The 19,205-nt window shown below is 68.6% G+C and carries 21 protein-coding genes and 1 pseudogene; 4 read left to right on the forward strand and 18 right to left on the reverse strand.

Going from position 1 to position 19,205, the window contains the following annotated elements; genetic code table 11:
* Window positions 1-144: 144 nt before the first annotated feature.
* The 8 genes and pseudogenes from C4K88_RS17815 to C4K88_RS16210 form a co-directional block, all read right to left on the reverse strand.
* Window positions 145-699, reverse strand: coding sequence for a matrixin family metalloprotease (locus tag C4K88_RS17815; RefSeq protein WP_241522019.1), 555 nt, complete (start codon window positions 697-699; stop codon window positions 145-147).
* Window positions 700-720: 21 nt separating this feature from the next.
* Window positions 721-1,269: a hypothetical protein gene (locus C4K88_RS17820; RefSeq protein WP_241522020.1), complete on the reverse strand. Its 549-nt coding sequence runs from the start codon at window positions 1,267-1,269 to the stop codon at window positions 721-723.
* A 392-nt stretch (window positions 1,270-1,661) separates the two neighbouring features.
* On the reverse strand, window positions 1,662-1,988 hold the full coding sequence (locus C4K88_RS16185) for a hypothetical protein (RefSeq protein ID WP_146065721.1): 327 nt from the start codon (window positions 1,986-1,988) through the stop codon (window positions 1,662-1,664).
* Between the two features lie 70 nt (window positions 1,989-2,058).
* Window positions 2,059-2,811, reverse strand: a pseudogene (locus C4K88_RS16190) (SDR family oxidoreductase).
* Complete coding sequence (locus C4K88_RS16195; RefSeq protein WP_104122692.1) at window positions 2,808-3,572, reverse strand: SDR family NAD(P)-dependent oxidoreductase; 765 nt, start codon at window positions 3,570-3,572, stop codon at window positions 2,808-2,810. Before C4K88_RS16195 ends, C4K88_RS16190 begins: the two are co-directional and overlap by 4 nt.
* Entirely contained in the window at window positions 3,559-4,947 is a 1,389-nt protein-coding gene (locus tag C4K88_RS16200) for an MFS transporter (RefSeq protein ID WP_104122693.1), read from the reverse strand. The genes C4K88_RS16195 and C4K88_RS16200 overlap by 14 nt, the downstream gene beginning before the upstream one ends.
* Window positions 4,947-5,834 (reverse strand): polysaccharide deacetylase family protein, encoded by an 888-nt coding sequence (locus C4K88_RS16205; RefSeq protein ID WP_104122694.1) that lies wholly within the window; start codon window positions 5,832-5,834, stop codon window positions 4,947-4,949. Before C4K88_RS16205 ends, C4K88_RS16200 begins: the two co-directional genes overlap by 1 nt.
* The gene (locus C4K88_RS16210; RefSeq protein WP_104122695.1) at window positions 5,831-6,901 is read right to left on the reverse strand and encodes an asparaginase; all 1,071 of its coding nucleotides are present in this window, start codon (window positions 6,899-6,901) and stop codon (window positions 5,831-5,833) included. Before C4K88_RS16210 ends, C4K88_RS16205 begins: the two co-directional genes overlap by 4 nt.
* A 218-nt stretch (window positions 6,902-7,119) precedes the next feature.
* On the opposite strand from C4K88_RS16210, the gene C4K88_RS16215 reads away from it, so the two are divergent.
* The gene (locus tag C4K88_RS16215) at window positions 7,120-8,196 is read left to right on the forward strand and encodes a LacI family DNA-binding transcriptional regulator (protein WP_104122696.1); all 1,077 of its coding nucleotides are present in this window, start codon (window positions 7,120-7,122) and stop codon (window positions 8,194-8,196) included.
* Between the two features lie 34 nt (window positions 8,197-8,230).
* Here the strand turns inward: C4K88_RS16215 and C4K88_RS16220 are convergent, their stop codons facing one another.
* The 7 genes from C4K88_RS16220 to C4K88_RS16250 form a co-directional block, all read right to left on the reverse strand.
* Window positions 8,231-9,238 (reverse strand): alpha/beta fold hydrolase, encoded by a 1,008-nt coding sequence (locus tag C4K88_RS16220; RefSeq protein ID WP_104122697.1) that lies wholly within the window; start codon window positions 9,236-9,238, stop codon window positions 8,231-8,233.
* Window positions 9,239-9,370: 132 nt separating this feature from the next.
* Window positions 9,371-10,333 (reverse strand): 5-oxoprolinase subunit C family protein, encoded by a 963-nt coding sequence (locus C4K88_RS16225; RefSeq protein WP_104122698.1) that lies wholly within the window; start codon window positions 10,331-10,333, stop codon window positions 9,371-9,373.
* Window positions 10,323-11,225 carry a 5-oxoprolinase subunit B family protein gene (locus C4K88_RS16230; RefSeq protein WP_104122699.1) on the reverse strand — a complete coding sequence of 301 codons (903 nt, stop codon included), beginning with the start codon at window positions 11,223-11,225 and terminating at the stop codon, window positions 10,323-10,325. Before C4K88_RS16230 ends, C4K88_RS16225 begins: the two co-directional genes overlap by 11 nt.
* On the reverse strand, window positions 11,222-12,577 hold the full coding sequence (locus tag C4K88_RS16235; protein ID WP_104122700.1) for an acetyl-CoA carboxylase biotin carboxylase subunit: 1,356 nt from the start codon (window positions 12,575-12,577) through the stop codon (window positions 11,222-11,224). The genes C4K88_RS16230 and C4K88_RS16235 overlap by 4 nt, the downstream gene beginning before the upstream one ends.
* 2 nt (window positions 12,578-12,579) lie before the next feature.
* Entirely contained in the window at window positions 12,580-12,819 is a 240-nt protein-coding gene (locus C4K88_RS16240) for an acetyl-CoA carboxylase (RefSeq protein WP_104122701.1), read from the reverse strand.
* A 31-nt stretch (window positions 12,820-12,850) separates the two neighbouring features.
* Window positions 12,851-13,594, reverse strand: coding sequence for a 5-oxoprolinase subunit PxpA (gene pxpA / locus C4K88_RS16245; RefSeq protein ID WP_241522021.1), 744 nt, complete (start codon window positions 13,592-13,594; stop codon window positions 12,851-12,853).
* Window positions 13,595-13,946: 352 nt separating this feature from the next.
* Window positions 13,947-14,681 carry a pullulanase X25 domain-containing protein gene (locus C4K88_RS16250; RefSeq protein ID WP_241522022.1) on the reverse strand — a complete coding sequence of 245 codons (735 nt, stop codon included), beginning with the start codon at window positions 14,679-14,681 and terminating at the stop codon, window positions 13,947-13,949.
* A 336-nt stretch (window positions 14,682-15,017) separates the two neighbouring features.
* On the opposite strand from C4K88_RS16250, the gene C4K88_RS16255 reads away from it, so the two are divergent.
* On the forward strand, window positions 15,018-15,464 hold the full coding sequence (locus C4K88_RS16255) for a DoxX family protein (protein WP_104122703.1): 447 nt from the start codon (window positions 15,018-15,020) through the stop codon (window positions 15,462-15,464).
* A gap of 99 nt (window positions 15,465-15,563) precedes the next feature.
* On the forward strand, window positions 15,564-16,433 hold the full coding sequence (locus C4K88_RS16260) for a Rieske (2Fe-2S) protein (protein WP_104122704.1): 870 nt from the start codon (window positions 15,564-15,566) through the stop codon (window positions 16,431-16,433).
* 197 nt (window positions 16,434-16,630) lie between these two features.
* On the opposite strand, the gene C4K88_RS17485 is transcribed toward C4K88_RS16260, so the two are convergent.
* Entirely contained in the window at window positions 16,631-17,104 is a 474-nt protein-coding gene (locus C4K88_RS17485) for an excalibur calcium-binding domain-containing protein (RefSeq protein WP_167399076.1), read from the reverse strand.
* Between the two features lie 191 nt (window positions 17,105-17,295).
* On the reverse strand, window positions 17,296-17,634 hold the full coding sequence (locus C4K88_RS16270; RefSeq protein ID WP_104122705.1) for an NIPSNAP family protein: 339 nt from the start codon (window positions 17,632-17,634) through the stop codon (window positions 17,296-17,298).
* A gap of 124 nt (window positions 17,635-17,758) precedes the next feature.
* On the opposite strand from C4K88_RS16270, the gene C4K88_RS16275 reads away from it, so the two are divergent.
* Window positions 17,759-18,280, forward strand: coding sequence for a hypothetical protein (locus C4K88_RS16275; RefSeq protein WP_104122706.1), 522 nt, complete (start codon window positions 17,759-17,761; stop codon window positions 18,278-18,280).
* 56 nt (window positions 18,281-18,336) lie between these two features.
* Here C4K88_RS16275 and C4K88_RS16280 read toward each other — a convergent pair whose 3' ends face one another.
* Window positions 18,337-19,134, reverse strand: coding sequence for a nitrilase-related carbon-nitrogen hydrolase (locus C4K88_RS16280; RefSeq protein ID WP_104122707.1), 798 nt, complete (start codon window positions 19,132-19,134; stop codon window positions 18,337-18,339).
* Between the last annotated feature and the right edge of the window lie 71 nt (window positions 19,135-19,205).

Genomic DNA, 19,205 nt, shown 5'->3' on the forward strand with positions numbered 1-19,205 from the left:
CTAATTTACGTCGTCGGCGGGAGGTCGAGGGTTTTTCCTCGGGTGTTTAGCAATTTTCCTTACGGGTGGTCGTCGAGGCGGCCATGTGCCTCCGACCGTCCGGGACCCGCACCCGGCGAACGGTTCACGCCGAGGGCGGCACGGCTACAGTCCGGGCACACACGGTCCTGCGCCGAGGAGTGCGAGGCCGGCGAGGTCACCCTCGCCGAAGGAGACCCGCCCCAGGTTCTCCGCGTACATCAGCTCCCCGGGGTCGTCGACGTGGTCGAGTCCGACGACGTGCGCGAGCTCGTGCATGATCGTCGCCCGCAGATACGCGCGCCCGTCCGGGTAGCGGAGCGACTCGGCGGCGTCGGGCGCATCGAGTTGCACCTGCCCGCCCACGTAGACCAGCGGCTGCCCCGGCGCCTGGGCATAGTCGCTGCCACCGAGCCCTGCGATGTCGCCGGCGAGTCCGGGGATCTCCGCCTCGCTGGTCCACGTGATCAGTACCGGCACCCAGCTCTTCCCGTACAGCTCCGGCTGGTACAGGTCGCGCTCCTCGGTGGGCGCCTCCGTGGTCAGGCCGTCGTCGACGAACTGCAACCCAGTGGCCGCTGACACCGCTGCGACGGCCTCCTGCACCAGTCCCTCCGAGCCGTTCGGCGCATTGTCCGGCCGGACGACGTAGTGCACGGGGCGGCAGGGGTCGTAGGCCACCCATGGCTGGTCCTCGACGGGTCACTCCATCAGCGCGAATGCAGTCGATGCCGGAGCCGGCGGCGGCGTCCCGAGCGGAACCTCGCCGGCCTCGACCCCGCGCGGCGGCACATCGGCGCCGGGTAGATAGGGGAGGGCGACCGGCAGGACGAAGCGGTCGAACAACGACGGCGTCGCGTACAGGCCGGCGATCAGGGCCAGGCCTGCCGCGGTGGCGAGCCTTCGCTTCCAACGGCCGACGGCGGGCGCGGCGCGTCTCTTGGTCGGCGGCCGTCCAGTCGGGGGCTGCCCGAATGTCGGGGCTCGTCCGGAAGCCGGAGCCTTCCCGGAAGCCGGAGCCTTTCCGGAAGCCGGAATAAACCCGTAGGTCGGGACCTGCCCGGCAGCCGGCGTCGGACCGGAAGCCGTCGGACCGTAGGTCGGTGCGGCTCGCCAGGGTGGTGGATCGGACGGCGCGCCGATGGCGTCGTCGAGCGCCCACTGCGGGACACGGCCCGACGGCGAACGCTGGGCGGCCTTCATCCGTGCGTCGCGGCCCTCGTGGAACCACTCGCGATCCATTGTCCCCATGCGCTCCACACCTCCCGGTCGACCGATACCCGCCCAATCCTGCTGGACGATCCATGCAGGCCTGAGGCGAGTCGCGAGTCCTGTGGGAAACCTGAGGGAAGGCTGCCGCAGACGGCAGTTCGGCTGAACCGGCACGTCGTCTCGCGGTGCGAATGCCGTGCCCGGGTGTGGCCTCGTGCACGCGATTCACGAGACCGGGAGCCGTACCCCGGCGTGTCCCGGGCCGACACGCACTTCGAGGCCGAAATCCGTGCACGATGCCGCAGCACGGAAGGCGCAGCCGCTCCCGGCCTAGTCAGCCCGGCCAGGCTGGGCCGTCGCAGGCGTAAGGAGGCCCGGGGACGCCGCCGGCCCTGCCCTCGGGTACGGCGGGCCGCTTCCGTGCGATGCAGTCAGGAGATGATGGCGCCACTTCGGGTGTCATTTGCTGCAGCCATGCCTTCGCGCAGCACCCCGTCCGCGAGCGGAGACGCACCGGGCAGGCTCCGGGCCAGCCGATCAGCGAGAGAGCAGGCCGCGCCCCGCCCGTAGTGGTCGACCATTGCCCGCCACAGGTCACGGACGGTGTCACAGGCACTCGTCCGTCCGGTACTCCCGGCAACGAGCCACCGGTCTCCGGCCACCCGGACGACAGGCGCACCCGGCAGGCCGGCGGTGACCGCGTTGACCACGTGGGCGACGAGGAGCAGGTCCCGCGTCGCTCGGGTCGATCCGAGCACCGGATCGGCAATGACGGTGCGGCCGCAGGCCCCGCACATCAGGCTGCGTCGCTCTCGGCAGAGCCCACCGTCATGGCATCACGTCACCCGAGTTGGGGCCGAGGGTCTGACCCACGAAGAGATTTCCTCCGGGATCGCTCGCCAGGAGCAGGGCCGTCGGCGCGACCTCGGTGGGCATGCCGAATCTCCTCAGGGGCAGTTCCTTCCGCTTCGCTGCCTTCCAGTCCTCGGAGATGCCGTCGACGAGCGGCGTCTCGATCGGCCCGGGGGCGATGCAGTTGGCAAGCACGTTGTCCGCCGAGACCTCGAGTGCCAGTGCCTTGGTCATGCCGATCACTCCGGCCTTGGCTGCGCTGTAGTGACCCAGGCCTACGCCACCCTTGATGCCGAGCTGCGAGGAGATGTTGATGATCCGTCCCCAGCGCTGGCGCCGCATGGGCGCGACGACCTCCCGGCAGCAGAGGAACACCCCGGTGAGGTCCACTGCGATGGTCTCCGTCCACATCGCGAGGGTCATGCCCTCGAGCGGGGACTCGGTCAGCAGTCCGGCACTGTTCACCAAGACGTCGATGGTACCCACCTGCTCCCGGGCTCCGGCGAAGGCGCTCCGCACACTGTCCTCCTGGGCGACGTCCACCTAGATGACCCCGGGACCGGGGACGCGGTCCAGCACCACCACCCTGTCGCCCTGAGCGGCGAACGCCTGGGCGATCGCGGCCCCGATGCCGCTGCCACCGCCGGTCACGACGACGGCTCGGGGTTCGGCGCCGGGAGAACCGACGGCTTGGGGTCCCGTGCGGCGACCGTCCGGACCCGCCTTCATGCGGGCATCTTGATGGTGAGCCCGCCGTCGACGACGAGTGACTGCCCGGTGACGTAGCGGGACGCGTCCGAGGTCAGGAACCCGATCACGTCCGCGACTTCCTCCGGCCGCCCGACGCGACCCCACGGGATGTCCTTCCCCGCCCGCTCGAGCCCGTCCGGGCCGAGGGAGTTGACGGGGTCCAGGGACTGGGGGGTCTCGATCAGGCCCGGGATCACCGCATTGGCGCGGATCTCCCGGGGCCCGAGCTCCGAGGCGACGCTCCGGATGAGTCCGAGGACGCCCGACTTCGCCGCGGCATAGTGGGCGTGTTCCTCCCACCCATAGATGCCACCGGCGATCGAGGACACGGCGACGAGCGCGCCGGGTCCCGTCATCCGCTGGGACGCCGACCGCAGCGTGCGGAGCACGCCGGTCAGGTCGACGTCGAGCATCGCGTTCCAGAGGTCGTCCGTCAGGTCGTTCAGCGGTGCGTTGCGCAGGATGCCCGCGTTCGCGACGGCGTAGTCGAGGCGGCCGTACTCGTCCAGCGCGCGCTGGGCGAAGGCGTCCACGGATGTCGAGGAGCGCACGTCGACCTCGTGGATGACGGCGTTGCCGCCCGCGGCCCGTACACCGGACAGAGTTTCCTCCGGATCATGTGGGTCACCAGGGAAGGTGCCGATGACGGTGCGGACGTTCCTCGCCGCGTAGCGGACGGCGAGTGCCCGGCCGATACCGCTGGCGGCCCCTGTGACGATGGCTACCTCAGACTGCGGCATGGGGTTCCTCGAGGGCGACGGCGGCGACGGGGCGCGCAGCGATCATCAGGACTCCGGAGAGCAGGGTTCCGAGGGCTCCCACCCAGAGGGCGGCTGCACCGGTACCCGCCGCGGCGGCGACGATGGTGAACAGGGCGCCACCGATGATGGTGCCGGGCTGGCTCATGGCGCCGATGAAGGCGACGCCCGTGGCACGGCAGCTCACCGGGTAGCACTCGGCCATGAAGTACTGGATCGCTGCGTACGGCCCCACCAGGAAGAACAGGCCGGTGCCGTACGTGAGGATGATCAGGAACGGGCTGGATACGAGCGGGCTCAGCATCACGGCGAAGGACAGGCCCGAGATGACCCAGCCGACGATGATGGTGCGCTTCCGGCCCACCTTGTCGCCGATCCAGCCGTGGAAGACGTAGCCGAAGTACGCGAGGAGGTTGATGACGATCAGCATCCAGAAGGCGTCCGACAGTTCCACGCCCTTGGCGTTGGCGAGCACCGAGGTGCCGAGGACGCTGAAGATCGCGATGCCGAAGAAGTTGAGGATCCAGGCCAGCGAGAAGACGATCGTGTTGCGGCGGAATTCCGGCTCCCAGATGCGCTTCAGGGGCGACGTGGAGGAGTGCTCGACGCCGTAGGCCCGCGCCAGAGCGTGTGCCTCGTCGGACTTGCCGCCCTTCTCGAGTTCGGTCAGCTTGTGGTGCAGTTCGAACTGCGGTGTCTCCTTCAGTTTCCTGCTGATGAGCAGCACGATGATGATCGCGGGGATGGTGGCCATCAGGTACAGGGCGCGCCAGCCGAGGAGCGGGAGGAACACCAGGGCGAGGGCGCTGGCCAGGAGGAAGCCCAGCGGCCAGCCACCCTGGATGAAGGAGTAGTGGAACCCGGGACGCTTGCGCTTCCGCTCGTCCTCGGTGACCTGGTAGACCTCGTTCATGTAGGTCGCATTGACGGCCTGCTCCGAGAAGCCGAGGCCCCCGAAGGAGCGGACGACGACGAGGAGCGAGTTGCTGATGACGCCGAGGCCGGCAGGGATGAAGGCGGTGACGCCCGAGACGACGGCGGTGCCGCCGACGGTCAGCATCATGCCCTTCCGGCGGCCCAGGCGGTCGATCACGGGGCCTATGCCGAAGCAGACGATCGCCGTTCCGACGGCGATCCACGTGTTGATGGCGTAGGCCTCGGGGGCGGTCCAGCCGAACTCCGCTTGCATGGCCGGCAGGAGCGTGCCGAACAGGCCGTAGTCGAAGACGGCCACGGTCCAGGCGCACAAGGCGAGGACGGTCGCCGTGCTGGTCTTCTTCTTGGAGAACACCGGGAAGTTGCGTTGCTCGTTCCCATGCGGCGTCGAGAGATCGACGCCCGCCTCTTTGATGGACATCAGTTGACTTCCTTTCGGGGATTGCGTGCCAGGAACGAATCGGCGATCTGATCGAAGGTGTGCCAGGTGACACCCTCATGGGAGTTGAAGTGCTGGATGAGGCGCTCAAGCATGAGGAGCACCTGGGGCCGGCCCGAGACGTCGGGGTGGATCGTCATGGTGAACACGGCGGAGTCCATCTCGGCGTAGACCCAGTCGAACTGGTCGCGCCACATCTGCTCGATGTCCCGTGGATTGACGAAGCCGTGCGAGTTGGGCGATGCCTTGATGAACATCATCGGGGGGAGGTCGTCGAGGTACCAGTTCGCCGGGATCTCCACGAGCTCGGTCTCCTGCCCCCGGACGAGCGGCTTCATCCAGGCCTCGGCGGGCTTGCTGTAGTCGATCTTCGTCCAGCTGTCCCCGACCCTCACGTAGTAGGGCTCGAAGTCGTTGTGCATGAGTGAGTGGTCGTACTTGATGCCGCGTTCCAGCAGGATCTCGTTGGTGATGGGTGAGAACTCCCACCACGGTGCGACATAGCCCGTGGGGCGGCGTCCCGAAACCTTCTCGATGAGCTCGATGGACCGGTCGAGGATCGCCGTCTCCTGCTCGCGGGTCATGGCGATCGGATTCTCGTGGGAATAGCCGTGGACCCCGATCTCGTGTCCGGCGTCGACGATCATGCGCGTGAGATCAGGGAAGGTCTCCAGCGAGTGGCCCGGGACGAACCAGGTGGAGGGGAGGGAGTACTTCTCGAAGAGCCGGAGGATCCGCGGGCCCCCGACATCTCCGCTGAAGAGTCCTCGCGAGATGTCGCAGGGCGAGTCCTCGCCGCCGTAGGAGCCGAGCATGCCGGCTACTGCGTCGACGTCAACGCCGAAGGCGATCTGGATGTCTTTCGTCATGGGTCGGCCTTTCCTGGTGCGGATGGGGAATCGGGTGATCGGTCGGTGGGAGGAGCCGGGCCGAGGAGGTCGGGGTCGCCCCGCTGGCGGACGCGGCGGACCACCTCCTCGGGGGGCAGCCGGAGTGAGAGCAGCGCCTGCAGGAGGGTGCGGGCCTGGGGTGGGCGGAGCAGCCCGGAGGGGACCGCCCCTGCGTCCTCGAGCGTCCTGCCGCCGCCGGCTCCGTACACGCCACGCACCGGTCCCGCGTGCACGCGGGTGCTGGTGACGACGACGACGCCGTCGCGGACCGCGTCCCGTACGGCGTCGCACAGTGCCGCGTTCGCATTGCCCAGGCCGGTGGCCTCGAGCACGATGCCGCGGGCACCGGCGGCCAGCGCAGCGACGAACAGGGCCGCATCGGCTCCCGGGTAGCACGCGATGACGTCCACACGGACGCCGGCCCCCGTCGGGGGAGTGTCGAGCGGTGCCGGCCGCAGAGGCGCAGGGCCGAGCAGGATCTCACCCTCGGGCGTGATCGACCCAGCCGGGCCCAGCTCCGGATTGCCGAACGCGCGGAGGTTCGTCGTCTCGGTCTTCCGTGTCGCAGGAAGGGCGAGGATCTCGCCGTCGAACACGATCAACGCGCCCCTGCCCCGGGCCTCCGGCGATGCCGCCAGGGTGAGTGCGGCGCGTAGGTTCCCGGGACCGTCCGGCTCCGGGCTGTCGGCAGCGCGCTGCGCGCCCGTGAAGACGACCGGTCGTGGATCGTCGTGGAGGAGGTCGGCAAGGTAGGCGGTCTCCTCCATGGTGTCCGTCCCGTGCGTGACGACGACGCCGAGCGTCGCGGGAGAATGCAGCGCGGCCCGGATGGCCACGCAGACCGCCAGCATGTCGTCGAACGTGAGCAGGTAGGAGCCCTTCTGCATGAGGTCCACGACCTCGACCGCGACGGTCCTGGTGCCCGCTGCGGCGAGGATCGTACTGCCCCCGTCGGCGGCCACGGTGGCACCCTCCGCACCATCGACACGCGAGGCGATCGTTCCGCCGGTCGCCAGGAGTGCGACGTGCCCGGTGAGTGATTCCATCGATGCTCCTTACCCAATCGTTTGGGTCGGTCGTGCCGAGTGTGCGATCCGGCGGTGATTCGGAGGTGTCCTGCGGCGAGGGACGGCGGGGACTGGACGAAACCCAATCGTTTGGGTTGAATGATGAAAACCATAGGATGTGACCGGGGTCTCGTCAATGGATCGCCGGAGATTTCACGAACCGGAAACAAACCTCGGCAACTGGGGAAGGAGGACGCGTGAATGCATCGGCCAGGGGTCGGCGCGCGGCCGTGACGTTGAAGGATCTCGCTGCGGAACTCGGGATCCACGTCTCCACCGTTTCGCGCGTGCTGCACTCCGATACGGCGGTGGCGCGCGGGGCGGCCTCGAAGGCGACCGCGGAAAGGGTACGCGACCTCGCGAAGCTGAGGGGCTACTCACCCGACCCTCAGGCGACCAGCCTGCGGACCCGGCGCACGCGGGCCATCGGCGTCATCGTGCCACGCCTCTCGGACATCGTCCTCGCGACCATGTACGAGGGCGTGGAGGAGGCCGCTGCCGGGAGCAACCACTCGACGTTCGTGATGAACTCCCACGACGATCTCGAGGAGCAGCGCCGCAAGGCGGAGATCATGCTGGCCCGACGGGTGGACGGTCTGATCCTCGGCGATGTCCATGCGGGCAGCAGCCTGGTGGACGACCTCACGAAACGGCACGTGCCCTTCGTCCTCATGAACCGCCGCTACCCCGGATTCCCCTCGTCCACTTGCGACGACACGGGCGGCGGACGCCTCGTGGCGGACCATCTGTGGGAGACCGGGCACCGCTCCGTCGCGATCATCGCGGGTGAGCCGTACGCGAGCACGGGCGTCGACCGGACGGCCGGCTTCGTCGACCGGTGGCACGAACTGGGGGGAGAGGTGCCGTCGCATCGGGTCCTGCCGTCGCGTTTCGATACCGAGGGTGGCCGCCGGGCGGGTGAGGAGCTGCTGCAGCAGGTCGGTCCGGCTCCCACCGCGGTGTTCGCCGTCAACGACTTCGCCGCCATCGGGGCCATGGGCGCCTTCCGTGCTGCGGGGCTCGTCGTCGGCCAGGACATCGCCGTCGTCGGATTCAACGACACGTCCCTCGCCGCGCAGCTGCCCATCCCGCTGACCTCGGTGCGCTCGCCAATGCTCGAGATCGGCAGGGCCGCCGTCGGGATGCTCCGCCGCGTCATGGCCGGCGAGGAGGTCGACTCCGTCCGCCACACGCCGGAACTCTTCGTGCGTGAGAGCAGCGCGTCCGTCGCCTTCGCGCGGACAGAGGCCGATGTGGCGCAGGTGCAGGGGTAGTGGCTTCCAGCTCTCCTGCTTAGTCGGCGAGTGCTCAGTCGGCGAGCAGCTCCTCGATCCCCTGATCGATGAACGCCTGATCGACCGGGTTGAAGGGAGCCAGGTGGCCCCAGATGGTCGGGATAGGTCTGGTGGTGGCTCCCGGTATGCGGGAGGCTTCGTGTTCACTGTCGATCGGCGGGAAATACCGATCCGTCTCGGCGTTCATGATGATGGTCCTGGCCCGGATGGCGCCGAGCGCTGCATCGAAGTCCCCGGCGAACGTCGGATGGTCGCCGAGGTCGTTGTGCATCCAGGTCTGGATCTGAGCCAGGAGGTCGTTGGCGTCGCATTTCAGGAAGAACGGTTCCCAGAAGATGCCGATGAATTCCTCTGGCGTACTGGCGCCGAATCCGCGGTACACCTCTTCACGGTAGAACGCCTCCGAGAAGCCCCATCCGGCATAGATTGACGCGAAGGTGCGCAGGCCACGTACCGGGGGTTTGTCGCCGTAGAAACCGTCGTTCCAATCGGCATCAGTGGTGATTGCACGAATGAGTGCGTGAAGGAACACCTTGTTGTAATGGGCGGTGCGGGCGGATCCGGAAATGGGCGCGATGGCCCGGACCATCTCCGGGTGAAGCGCCGCCCAGGCGTAGCTCTGGCAGGCACCCATGGACCAGCTGGAAACCAGCCGGATCCTCTCGATCCCGAACTCCTCGGTCACCAGCCGGTACTGCGCATTGACGTTGTCGTATGCGGTGACCCGCGGAAACGTGCCCCTGCCGAACGGGGGAGGTGTGTTGCTGGGCGAGGAGGAGACCGCTGCGCCGAAGTGATTCGGCACGATGATGAAGTACTTGCTCGGCTTCAGCGCGCGGTCCTCGCCGGTCATCCACGTCGCGGTATCGGTCGGCGTGGCGGTGAACCAGGTCGGACAGATGACGACGTTGTCCTTCGCCTCGTTCAGCTCACCCAGCGTCGTGTAGCCCAGCCTGGCGGACGGAAGAACCGAACCCTTCTGGAGACTGAAATCTCCCAGGTCGAACAGTTTGTGCTCCATTGCATTGCTCCCTTCGCCGCCACCTTCTCGCGGAATGTCGGCTGATCGTTCGGATGGAAGTTCACCTCCGGTGCAGCATGACGGTCGAACGGGTTCGTCCGCGGCGAGGTGGCTGCCACGGGCGGCTGACCGCTACCCCCAGACGGCGCGCCGGACCTTCGCCGCGTCGGCTCGGGCCGCGAGGGCCTGCTCCATCGTCACCGGTTCGAAGTAGGTCAAGGTCCCGGGTGCGCTCCGGGCGACGACGTCCATGTCCGCGCTGATGACCGTCGCTACCATCGCGTAGCCGCCCCCGGAGACGGCGTCCCTGTGCAGCACGATCGGCTCCTTTCCCCCAGGCACCTGGATCGACCCGATGGCGTAGCCCGCGTCGACGATGTTCGAGGGGTCGGATCCCGCGCCGAAGGGCTGGGTGCGGGGCTTCCACTCGAGGTCCGGACCGGCGTACCGGAGGCCCGTGCGGTCGGCCACGGGAGTCAGCTTCCACGCTGCGCTCAGGAGCGTCTCCATGCCCTCCGCCGTCAGCCGGTGGTCGTAGAGGCCGGGCATGATCCGGATCGTCACCTCCTTCGCGTAGACGGGGCGGAGGACCTCTGGAATCTCGTCCATTGTCGGCAGTGAACCTGAGGGGGCGCCGACCGGCACCGTGTCGCCAGCCTTGAGGGTGCGGCCCTGCAGCCCGCCGAGGGCGCCCAGCGCGTAGGTGCTGCGGCTCCCGAGGATTTCGGGGACGTCGACTCCGCCCTGCACAGCGATGTAGTAGCGCGTCCCACCCGACAGCATCCCGAAGGACACCTCGTCGCCGGCAGCCAGGGTGAGGCGGCTCCACTCGGTCATCGGTGTCCCGTTCACCCGCACCTCGACGGGTGCACCCGTGACGGCGATGACGGCGTCGGCGTCGGTGGTGAACCGCGGCCCCAGGTACGCGCATTCGAGGACGGCGTCTCCGGGGGTGTTGCCGACCAGCGCATTCGCCATCGATGCGGACAACTGATCCATCGCCCCGCCCTGCGGGATTCCCACGTTGTAGTGGCCGAACCTGCCCTGGTCCTGGACCGAGGTCGCGAGGCCGGGCTCGAGGATGTCAAATGCCATTGAGCTTCTCCAGAATGTCCCGGTTGTGCGCGGAGGGATCGGTGAGGGCCTTCTGCAGGTCGAAGGTCACGGGCGCCTGGCGGTAGGTGAAAGTCCCTGCGTCGACCTCCGCCTGGATGGCCCGATATTCGGCCTCGTCGACCGGCTTGAACTTCACGATGTCACCAGGCCGGAAGAAAATCATGAAGTCCGAGAAATCGGCGAGCTTCTGGGCGGGGTCGAAGATGGGTGCGGCGGCGATACCGAACATCTGGTACCCGCCGGCGCCCCGCACCGAGTAGATGCAGGCGAAACACCCTCCGTGCCCCACGGTCAGCGGCGGCGTATCGGTGCGCGGACTGAGGTATTTCGGGACCTCGAGCTGGTCCTCCTGCGGGACGATCTGGAACATGAACGGCAAACCGGCGACGAACCCCACCATGGACACCAGCCACGGCGACTCGTGGTGCTTCCGGATGAACTCCTCCGGCGAGGACAGGCCGTTCTCCTCCGCCGCGAAATCCAGGTCGGTGCCGTCGGGCCGCTGGTGCCCCTTGCGGAAGCGTGCGCCGGTCTCCCGGGTATAGGGGTCGTCGTACCAGACGGGGATCTCGATGATGCGTGTCTCGAGGGTCTGCTCGCTCAGATGGGCCACCTCCTCCTCGACCTCCCTCACGAGGGCTTCCAGTTCGTCCGGTAGGACCACGTCGGGGTCGAAGCGCAGCAGCAGGGACGCGTTGGCGGGGCAGATGTCCACCATGCCGTCGATGGCACGCGCGACGAGCCTGGTCGCCATCGCGTTCGCCTTGAAGTTGGCCGCGAGGCTCATGCTCTCGGAGATCTCGACGAAGAGGAATTCGTCGCCGCCCCAGGTGTAGCGGGCGGGGTCGAGGTGCTGGGGCGCGTGGCTCATGCGTCATCTCCGAGGAGGCCGGGGGTCGATTCGATGAACTTCGAATGGTGGGTGACGTCCCGTACCTCGGGCCGGTGAAGGACCGTCGACAGCAGCGGGAGAGTCGTCTTGACGCCGTCGATCTGCACCTCGGCCAGCGCCCGCGCCGACCGTCGGATGGCCTCGGTCCGGGTCTCGTCCCACACGACGAGCTTGGCGAGGAGGGAGTCGTAGAACGGCGCGACGGCGGATCCCAGGACCACGCCGGAGTCGATTCTCACGCCGGGGCCGCCGGGCCAGTCGACGCGCGACAGGGTGCCGGGGCTCGGCATGAAACCCTGTGACGGGTCCTCGGCGTTGATGCGGAACTCGAAGGCGTGGCCCCGGAAGGCGATGTCCTCCTGGTGGAGGCGCAACCGTCCCGTGGACGCGACGAGCAGTTGCTCCCGGATGAGGTCGACGCCGGTCACCATCTCCGTCACCGGGTGCTCCACCTGGAGTCGGGTGTTCATCTCGATGAACGCCGCCTGCTCCCGCGCCGGGTCGTACAGGAACTCGACGGTGCCGAGGCCGGCGTAGCCGCACTGGCGACCGAGCTCGATGGACGAGGCCCGGATGGTGTCCCGGACGGCGTCCGGCAGCGACGGGGCGGGGGCCTCCTCGATGATCTTCTGCTGGCGGCGCTGCAGTGAGCAGTCACGGTCACCGAGGTGGATGACGCGCTCGCCGTCACCGAGGATCTGCACCTCGACGTGGCGGGCGTGCGAGACGAACTGCTCCAGGTACACGGCCGGATCACCGAAGGCGGCCTGCGCCTCGGCCCGGGCGACATCGAGCGTCTGGACGAGGTCCCCCTCCTCCGTCACGAGCCGTATGCCCCGCCCTCCGCCGCCCGCTGACGCCTTCACCACCAGGGGATAGCCGATCTCGCGTGCGAGGGGCAGCGGGTCGACGTCGGGGTCCAGGGCGCCGTCACTGCCGGGAAGTGTCGGCACGCCCGCGTCCTGTGCGGCCTGCCGTGCACGTGACTTGTTGCCCATCAGCTCGATGGCCTCGGGGGAGGGCCCGACCCACGTGATGCCCGCGTCGAGGACGAAACGGGCGAAGCGGGCGTTCTCGGACAGGAAGCCGTACCCGGGATGGATCGCGTCGCAGCCGGAGGCCTCGGCGGCCGCAAGCATCGCGGCGCCGTCCAGGTAGCTCTTCGCGGCAGGCGCCGGGCCCACCACGTGGACGGTGTCGGCTAGCGACGCCGCATAGGAATCGGCGTCCGGTTCGCTCGCGGCGAGGACGGTCTGCAATCCCAGTTCCCGTGCTGCGCGGATGACGCGGACGGCGATCTCGCCGCGGTTCGCGATGAGGAGGCGTTCCATTGCTAGCCCTCGGACACGGTGGCGATGACGTCGCCGGGGTTCACGGTCCCGGAGTCCTCGACGGCGAAGCTCTGCAGGGTACCGGCGACCTCACTGCGGATCTCAGAGAACTGCTTCATGATCTCGACCACCCCGATGGTTTGGCCTGCCTCGATGGCGTCACCCTCGTTCGCGTACGGGTCCTTGTCGGGGCCGGGCTTGCGGTAGAAGATGCCTGGCAGTGGGGAGACGATGTCGGCCACGGTGGTCCTTTCGGTCAGGGTCGGTGCAGTTTCAGATCGAGTCGAGGGCGGAACGGACTGCTGCCGCCACCTCGGGGGAGTTGGGGGCGTCCGAGTGGACGCAGACGCTGTCGAAGGGGATGGTGAGCAGTGCGCCGTCGGAGGCCTCGACGACCCCGTCCGTCAGGGCGCGCGTCACGCGGTGGGCGGCAGCGTCCGGGTCGGTCGGCTCCGGCCGGCGCTGGATCAGGAGTTCGCCGGCAGGACCGTAGTTGAGGTCTACGTAGAGCTCGGCCACGAAGGGCACCCCGAGTTCCTCGCACACCGTCTGGTGAGCTGTTCCGGCGATGCCGTAGACGGGGACGTCGAACAGCTGGGCCACCCGTGCGGCACCCCTCATGAGGTCCGGATCCCGCGCCAGCATCCCGTAGAGGGACCCATGGGGTTTGATATGGCTGAGGCTTGCACCCTCCCGCCGCAGGAAGGCGCTGAGCGCACCGACCTGATAGAGCACGAGGTACTCCACCTCCTCCGGAGACAACTTCATCTCGCGGCGCCCGAAGCCGACGAGGTCCGGCAGCCCGGGATGGGCGCCGATCAGCACACCCTTCTCCTTCGCCGCGGCGACGGTCTCGGCCATCGTGTCCGGATCTCCGGAGTGGAAACCGCAGGCCACATTGATGGCGTCCACGGTGTCGAGGAGGGCGGGGTCGTTTCCGAAGGAGTGGAGGCCGAGGGATTCGCCCATGTCCGAATTGATCGTCGGCGTCCCGCGCCGCTCTGCAACGTCCGTCATGCGACAACCATAGAGACTGATCGGGTGCCGAGATAGTGGGCGCCGGCCCTCGGTTCTGCCCGGCGGAGCACAAAGGTACACCGGGGATCCCATGATCGTTGCTGATCTGCCGGCGGCGGATGCATTCCAGTTGCGTCGTCCGTCTAGTGGCTGGGCTGAGGGATCAGCGGGTGCGGCCCGGCCGGGTCCGAAGGGCGGCGATCACCTTCCCGCCAGGCCCGCCATCGTGGACGTTGCGGGTGTGGCCATCGCCCGATCACCGCTGGTCGCGGCGGTCACCGGAAGGCCCGGGAACGACGACGGCCCCGCCCACCACCCGGAGGCAGCAGACGGGGCCGGAGTGGAGCCAGGCCTAGGAGGTCCGGATGTCCTTGGTGCCGTAGTCGAACCGGAAGGTCACCGTGGTGTCGGTGATCAGGTGCAGCTCGTGGTTGGCGCCGTCCCGCGTACCGAAACGGCCGTAGTTCTCCTCCCACGATCCGTTGACGAGGATCTTGAACTGGTAGGTCCCGGCCGGCAGCTGCAGGGTCTGCAGCCAGAGGTTCTCCGTCGGCTCCCAGTCGAACTGCAGTTCGCGGAGATCGGTGCTCCAGTGGCCCGCGTCGCCGAACAGCGGCGAGAAGTCGCCGGACAGGGCCACGGACTGCGGCTGATCCTGCCAGGAGATGTCAGCAGAGGAATCGACAGGCGAATCAGTGGGCGACGCCGCGAGGGCTTCCGCTGCGGAATCGACGAGATCGGCCGGAGCGTCCAGGGCCGGAGCGTCGGAGGAGGGCGCCTGATCCGAGGAAGCATGCGTCTCCTCGCTCAGCTGCTCGGGCGCCTGCGGAGCGTGGACCTCGGCCTGCTCGGGCACGGGCGCACCGCTGACCATGGCGTCGACGAACTGCTCCGGGTCGGGGAAGGCCGCGACCGCTCGGATGCCCTCGTCGGTGGCAGTCCAGCCGCTGCGGCCCTTGACGAGCCAGCCGGCCTTCACGAGCTTCGACGTCGCCGTCGTCAGTGCCTTGAACCCGCGGGGCACGCCGCCGGAGAGGAGTTCCGCTTCCTTGTCATCGAAGGGGACGTCCGCGACGGCCTTGGCCATCAGCTCGCTGGGCGCGACGACGGAACCGGACGCCTGGTGCTCGGCCAGCAGGGCGAGGGTGGTGCGCAGACGGGCATTGGTGCGGTTGCTCGGGGCGATGACGATCTCCTTCGTGGTGTTCCTGCGGTTGACTGACGATCATCGTGACCGGTCGGCCGCACTCATGGCGGATGCGTCCCGGGGCGGGATTCCTACAGGAGGCAGGGTACGTGATTCGGGGTCGGATGACGACCCGCCCATTTTATCGTCAGGACGGCACCTCTTCCTGCAGGCAGGCGCCGTCGTGCCCATGGACGGCCGACCGGGGGCGGAAGTGCGGGTGCTATCGTGCGCAGCATGGCGTCCCCCACAGCACCGCAGCGCACCTCCACTGCGAGGACGACGGCGCGGATCGTGCTCGGGGTGTTCCTCCTGTTCGCGGGCACGGCCCACCTGACGGTGGCCCGGGCCGAGTTCGCCGCGCAGGTCCCGGCGTGGTTGCCCCTCGACACGGATTTCGTGGTCGTCGCGTCGGGCGTCGTCGAACTGGTGCTCGGCGCGGCGCTGGTAATGCTCGGCCGGTACCGGGCGGTCGTCGGCTGGGTGGTCGCTGCCTTCTTCGTCGTGATCTTCCCGGGCAACATCGCCCAGTACATGGACGGCGTGAGCGCCTTCGGGCTCGATACCGACGGCGCCCGCCTCACCCGCCTGTTCTTCCAGCCCGTGCTCGTCGTGTGGGCGCTGTGGTCCACCGGCGCGTGGCGGGACCGGCGCACTCTACTGGGTAGAGGCCGACGTCGGTGACTCACGCGGAATCGACCGGCGCCCGTCGGTGATCCTCAGTATGCTTCGTAAATCAGGCGATAGCTCCGCTGCTGCCCACCTGCAACTTGAGGAGACACCATGAAGACCCTCCGCCCCCTGCAATCCGTCGAGAAGCTCGAGAACGCCACCGCGCTCGACCCGATCGTCACCAAGATGCGTGACGTCGTGCAGGCCGTGATCAAGCCCGGCGCCCTCCGCGACATCCTCCACGGCGTGCCGATCGGCCACCCGCTGCACCCGCTCATGATCCTCGTACCGACGGGCACCTGGTTCTCCGCGGCCATCCTCGACGCCATCCCGGGCTCGAACAAGGCGTCGGCGGTCCTCATCGGCACCGGAGTCGTCACTGCCGGCCCCACAGCCGTGGCCGGCTGGACCGACTGGTCGGAGGGACACGAACAGCAGCAGCGCGTCGGTATCGTGCACGCCGCCGCGAACGCCGTCGCCGTCGGGCTGTACACGCTCTCCCTCGTCCAGCGCCTGCGCGGGAAGTCCGGCAAGCTGCTCTCCTACACCGGCCTCGTCGTCGTCTCCGCCGGAGGATTCCTCGGCGGGCATATGTCCTACCGGCAATCGCTCGGGGCCAACCACGCCGAGGACGTCCCGCACCGCGTCGAGCCCGGCTGGCACGCGATCGGTGCGCTCACCGATCTCCCCGAGGGCAAGCTGCAGCGGAAGATGCTCGGTGAGGTCCCGCTCGTCGTCCTCCGCCAGGGCAACGACGTCTCCGTCCTGTCGGACACCTGCAGCCACCTCTCCGGGCCGCTGAACGAGGGCGAACTAACCTACGACGACGGCAACGCCTGCGTGGTCTGCCCCTGGCACAACAGCACGTTCTCGCTGAAGACCGGCGAGGTCACGCGCGGCCCCGCCACATCGCCGCAGCCGTCCTTCACGACCCGCGTGGTGGCCGGCCGGGTCGAGGTGTCGCTGCCGCACGCCGGCTGAGGCCCCCGACCGTTTCCGCACCGAATCCGGGGGGCTTCGGGGCCGGCAGGTGGGTGTGGTGGCACGCCACGCCGTGCAACAGGTGGTTCGGGCCCTCGACGTCCCGCGCGCAGTCCGCGTCCACACGCTGCATCAGGCGCCCCTGACACGACGATGCCCGGCACGGTCCGTGCCGGGCATCGTCGTCGGTTCTTCGATCAGTTGCCGGCGAGACCAGCACGACGGCGGACGACGAAGGCCCCGCCCAGTGCTGCCAGGACCAGTCCGCCACCGAGCGCGAGGGCACCGGCGTCGTCGCCCTCCGGGGTCTGGGCGACACCGGTCTCGGCTCCACCGACCGGCATCTGCGCAACCTGCCCGGGGACCGGCTGCGCGACGGGTGGCACAGGCTGGGCCACGGGCGGTGCGACTGGCGTGTTCTGCGCGACCAGCCCCGCGACGATGCCGGCATCGTAGGCAGGCGTGCCCGCGGCGTCACAGCCGAAGCCGTCCTTGTCGGCGTCGAGGCCCGGCTGGTAGCCGGGGGTCCCCACGGGGATGTTGTAGACGCCGACGCTCGCGGCTTCGGTGCAGTTGTTGAACGGGAGGCCGACGGCGAGGGCCGGTGAGGCGGAGAGCAGGGAGACGCCGGCAACGGCCGACGTGGCGAGTGCGATGGACAGTTTCTTCACGGAGATGCTCCTGAGACGTGGTCGGGCTGATGAGCAGACTGTAAATTCCCTCGGATCTCGCTGAACAGCTTTACCCGCTCGGCGCCCGCCTTGTTGCGCTTCGCAACAAATCGAGATAATGCGTCGGTCTCGTCGCGAGCGAGTCAGGGGGCGCGCGGCCGGTTCCGTTGCAGCCGTGCCTGTCGCTTCTGTCAGTCGCCCGACACCCACCGCGCCTGCGCCACCGGGTACAGGTCCGTCGCCTCGAGCAGCACGGAGTCGATCCGCGCCGTCAGGACGCCGTCCGCCTCCGACGCCGCCTTCGCCTCGCTCCAGCGCGGATCGGCGCCGAACGCGGTCCAGTTGGCCTTCGGGTCGCCGTCGTGCTCGAGGAGATAGACGAGGACGTCGTCGCTGCCGACCGGCGTCCAGTAGCCGAGGCTCCTCATGTTGTGTTCGGTGAAGAGGCCGATGGTCGAGGAACGGAAGCGCTCCACGAGGGCGTCCATCTTGCCGGGGTTCGCGGTGTATGTGCGCAGTTCGTAGGTCAAGGCTCTCCCGTGCTTGGTGGGCTGGTGTAAGCCCCAGACTAATCGGGCGTCGCCCCGACAGCTGCTGAATGTCAGTGGTGGGGGAAATCATGGAGCAACACCCACCGTCAGAAAGGGGGCATGAGTGCTCGGAACTCCCGCTGCGGGGAACGTACTCATCACCGAGATCGGCTTCGCTCCGCTCGTTGCTGCACCCGCCGACCACCCGCTGCTGGAGGTGCTCCTGCACCCGGCGGCAGAGGAGGCGTTCCAGTGGATGGTCAGTATCGGTGATCAGTGCAACCCCTGGCGGGATCTCGGGTCACGGGCCGAGGTGGTCCGTCTGCTCAGGCTGATCGCCGCGGATGGTGACTGGCTCGTCATCCAGTCCAAAGACCTCGACCGCGGCCCCTCAGGGCGTTACGCCCAGGTCATGAACACGGGGCACGGTTACTTCGTCGAGATCGCCTATCGAGATGACGGAGCAGTCCACAACTGGCGGATCGGACGGGGCGCGGACGCGGACGACGCCGGGAACAAGCCCCATGGTGCAGTCACAAGGATCCACCAGCTCAAGTTCGCGGAGATCACCGAGGTGCTGGACTCCTGCCTACGCGGGCATGGCCTGCCCCTCGGGTACGGCGGGGCGCTGCACGTGTATCGGTGACCTCCGGACAGCGCGAGCGGGGTCCCGCGTGCGGGGACAACACACCCGGGGGCGGCTCAGGCGAAGAGCTCGGGGCGCCGGCAGAGAAGATAGGTGTTGATCTCCCGGGCACGGCGCACCTCCGCCGGGTCCACACCCGCGAAGAGCAGCTCTTCGCCGTCCCCGGCGAGCCCGAGGAACGTCCCGTAGGGGCTCACGATGCAGCTCAGACCCGTGAAGCCGGGCGCGGTGTGGTTCGCGTACGCGATGTACACGCCGTTCTCGAGCGCTCGTGCGGGCACCAGCAGCGTCGAGATGCGCTCGGCGTTGTAGGTGTGCGCCGGGGGCCGGTTCCCGACGTCGCCCGTGGCCGGCACGGCCGTGGGGATCAGCAGCAGATCGGTGCCACGTCCGGCGGCACTCCGTACGAATTCCGGGAACTCGACGTCGTAGCAGATGCCGAGTGCCACGCTCATGCCCAGCAGCCGAAGCACCTCGGGGCGCTCGTTCCCGGGGGCGAAGACCGCCTGCTCCTCGGCCCCGAACAGGTGCGACTTCCGGTAGCGGGTCAGCTCCGCGCCCTGATGATCGAACAGGGAGGCGGTGATGTGCCGCGCGTCGGGGGTGGCCTCGACGCTCGAGCCGACCAGCGCGATGCCGTACCGCCGGGCGATGCAGGCGAGGGCGTCCCGGATGGCTGCGCCGTCCGACTCCGCGGCGACCGCGGGCGCGTAGCCGGTGGCGAAGAGTTCGGGGGTCACGAGGATCTCCGCGCCCTGGGCGGCCGCGCGCGCGGCGAACCCGTCGAGGCGGCGGAGGTTCTCCTCCACGGCACCGACCGTCCCTGCGGCCTGGAGAACAGCGAGAGCGGGCATCGCCACTCCTTCCGGGAGGCCGGTCGGGCGGCAGGTGTTCTGCGCAGATTTCGACGGCCGATCCATTGACA

The organism is Arthrobacter pityocampae (assembly GCF_002927275.1).
Classification (GTDB): Bacteria; Actinomycetota; Actinomycetes; order Actinomycetales; family Micrococcaceae; genus Arthrobacter_D; species Arthrobacter_D pityocampae.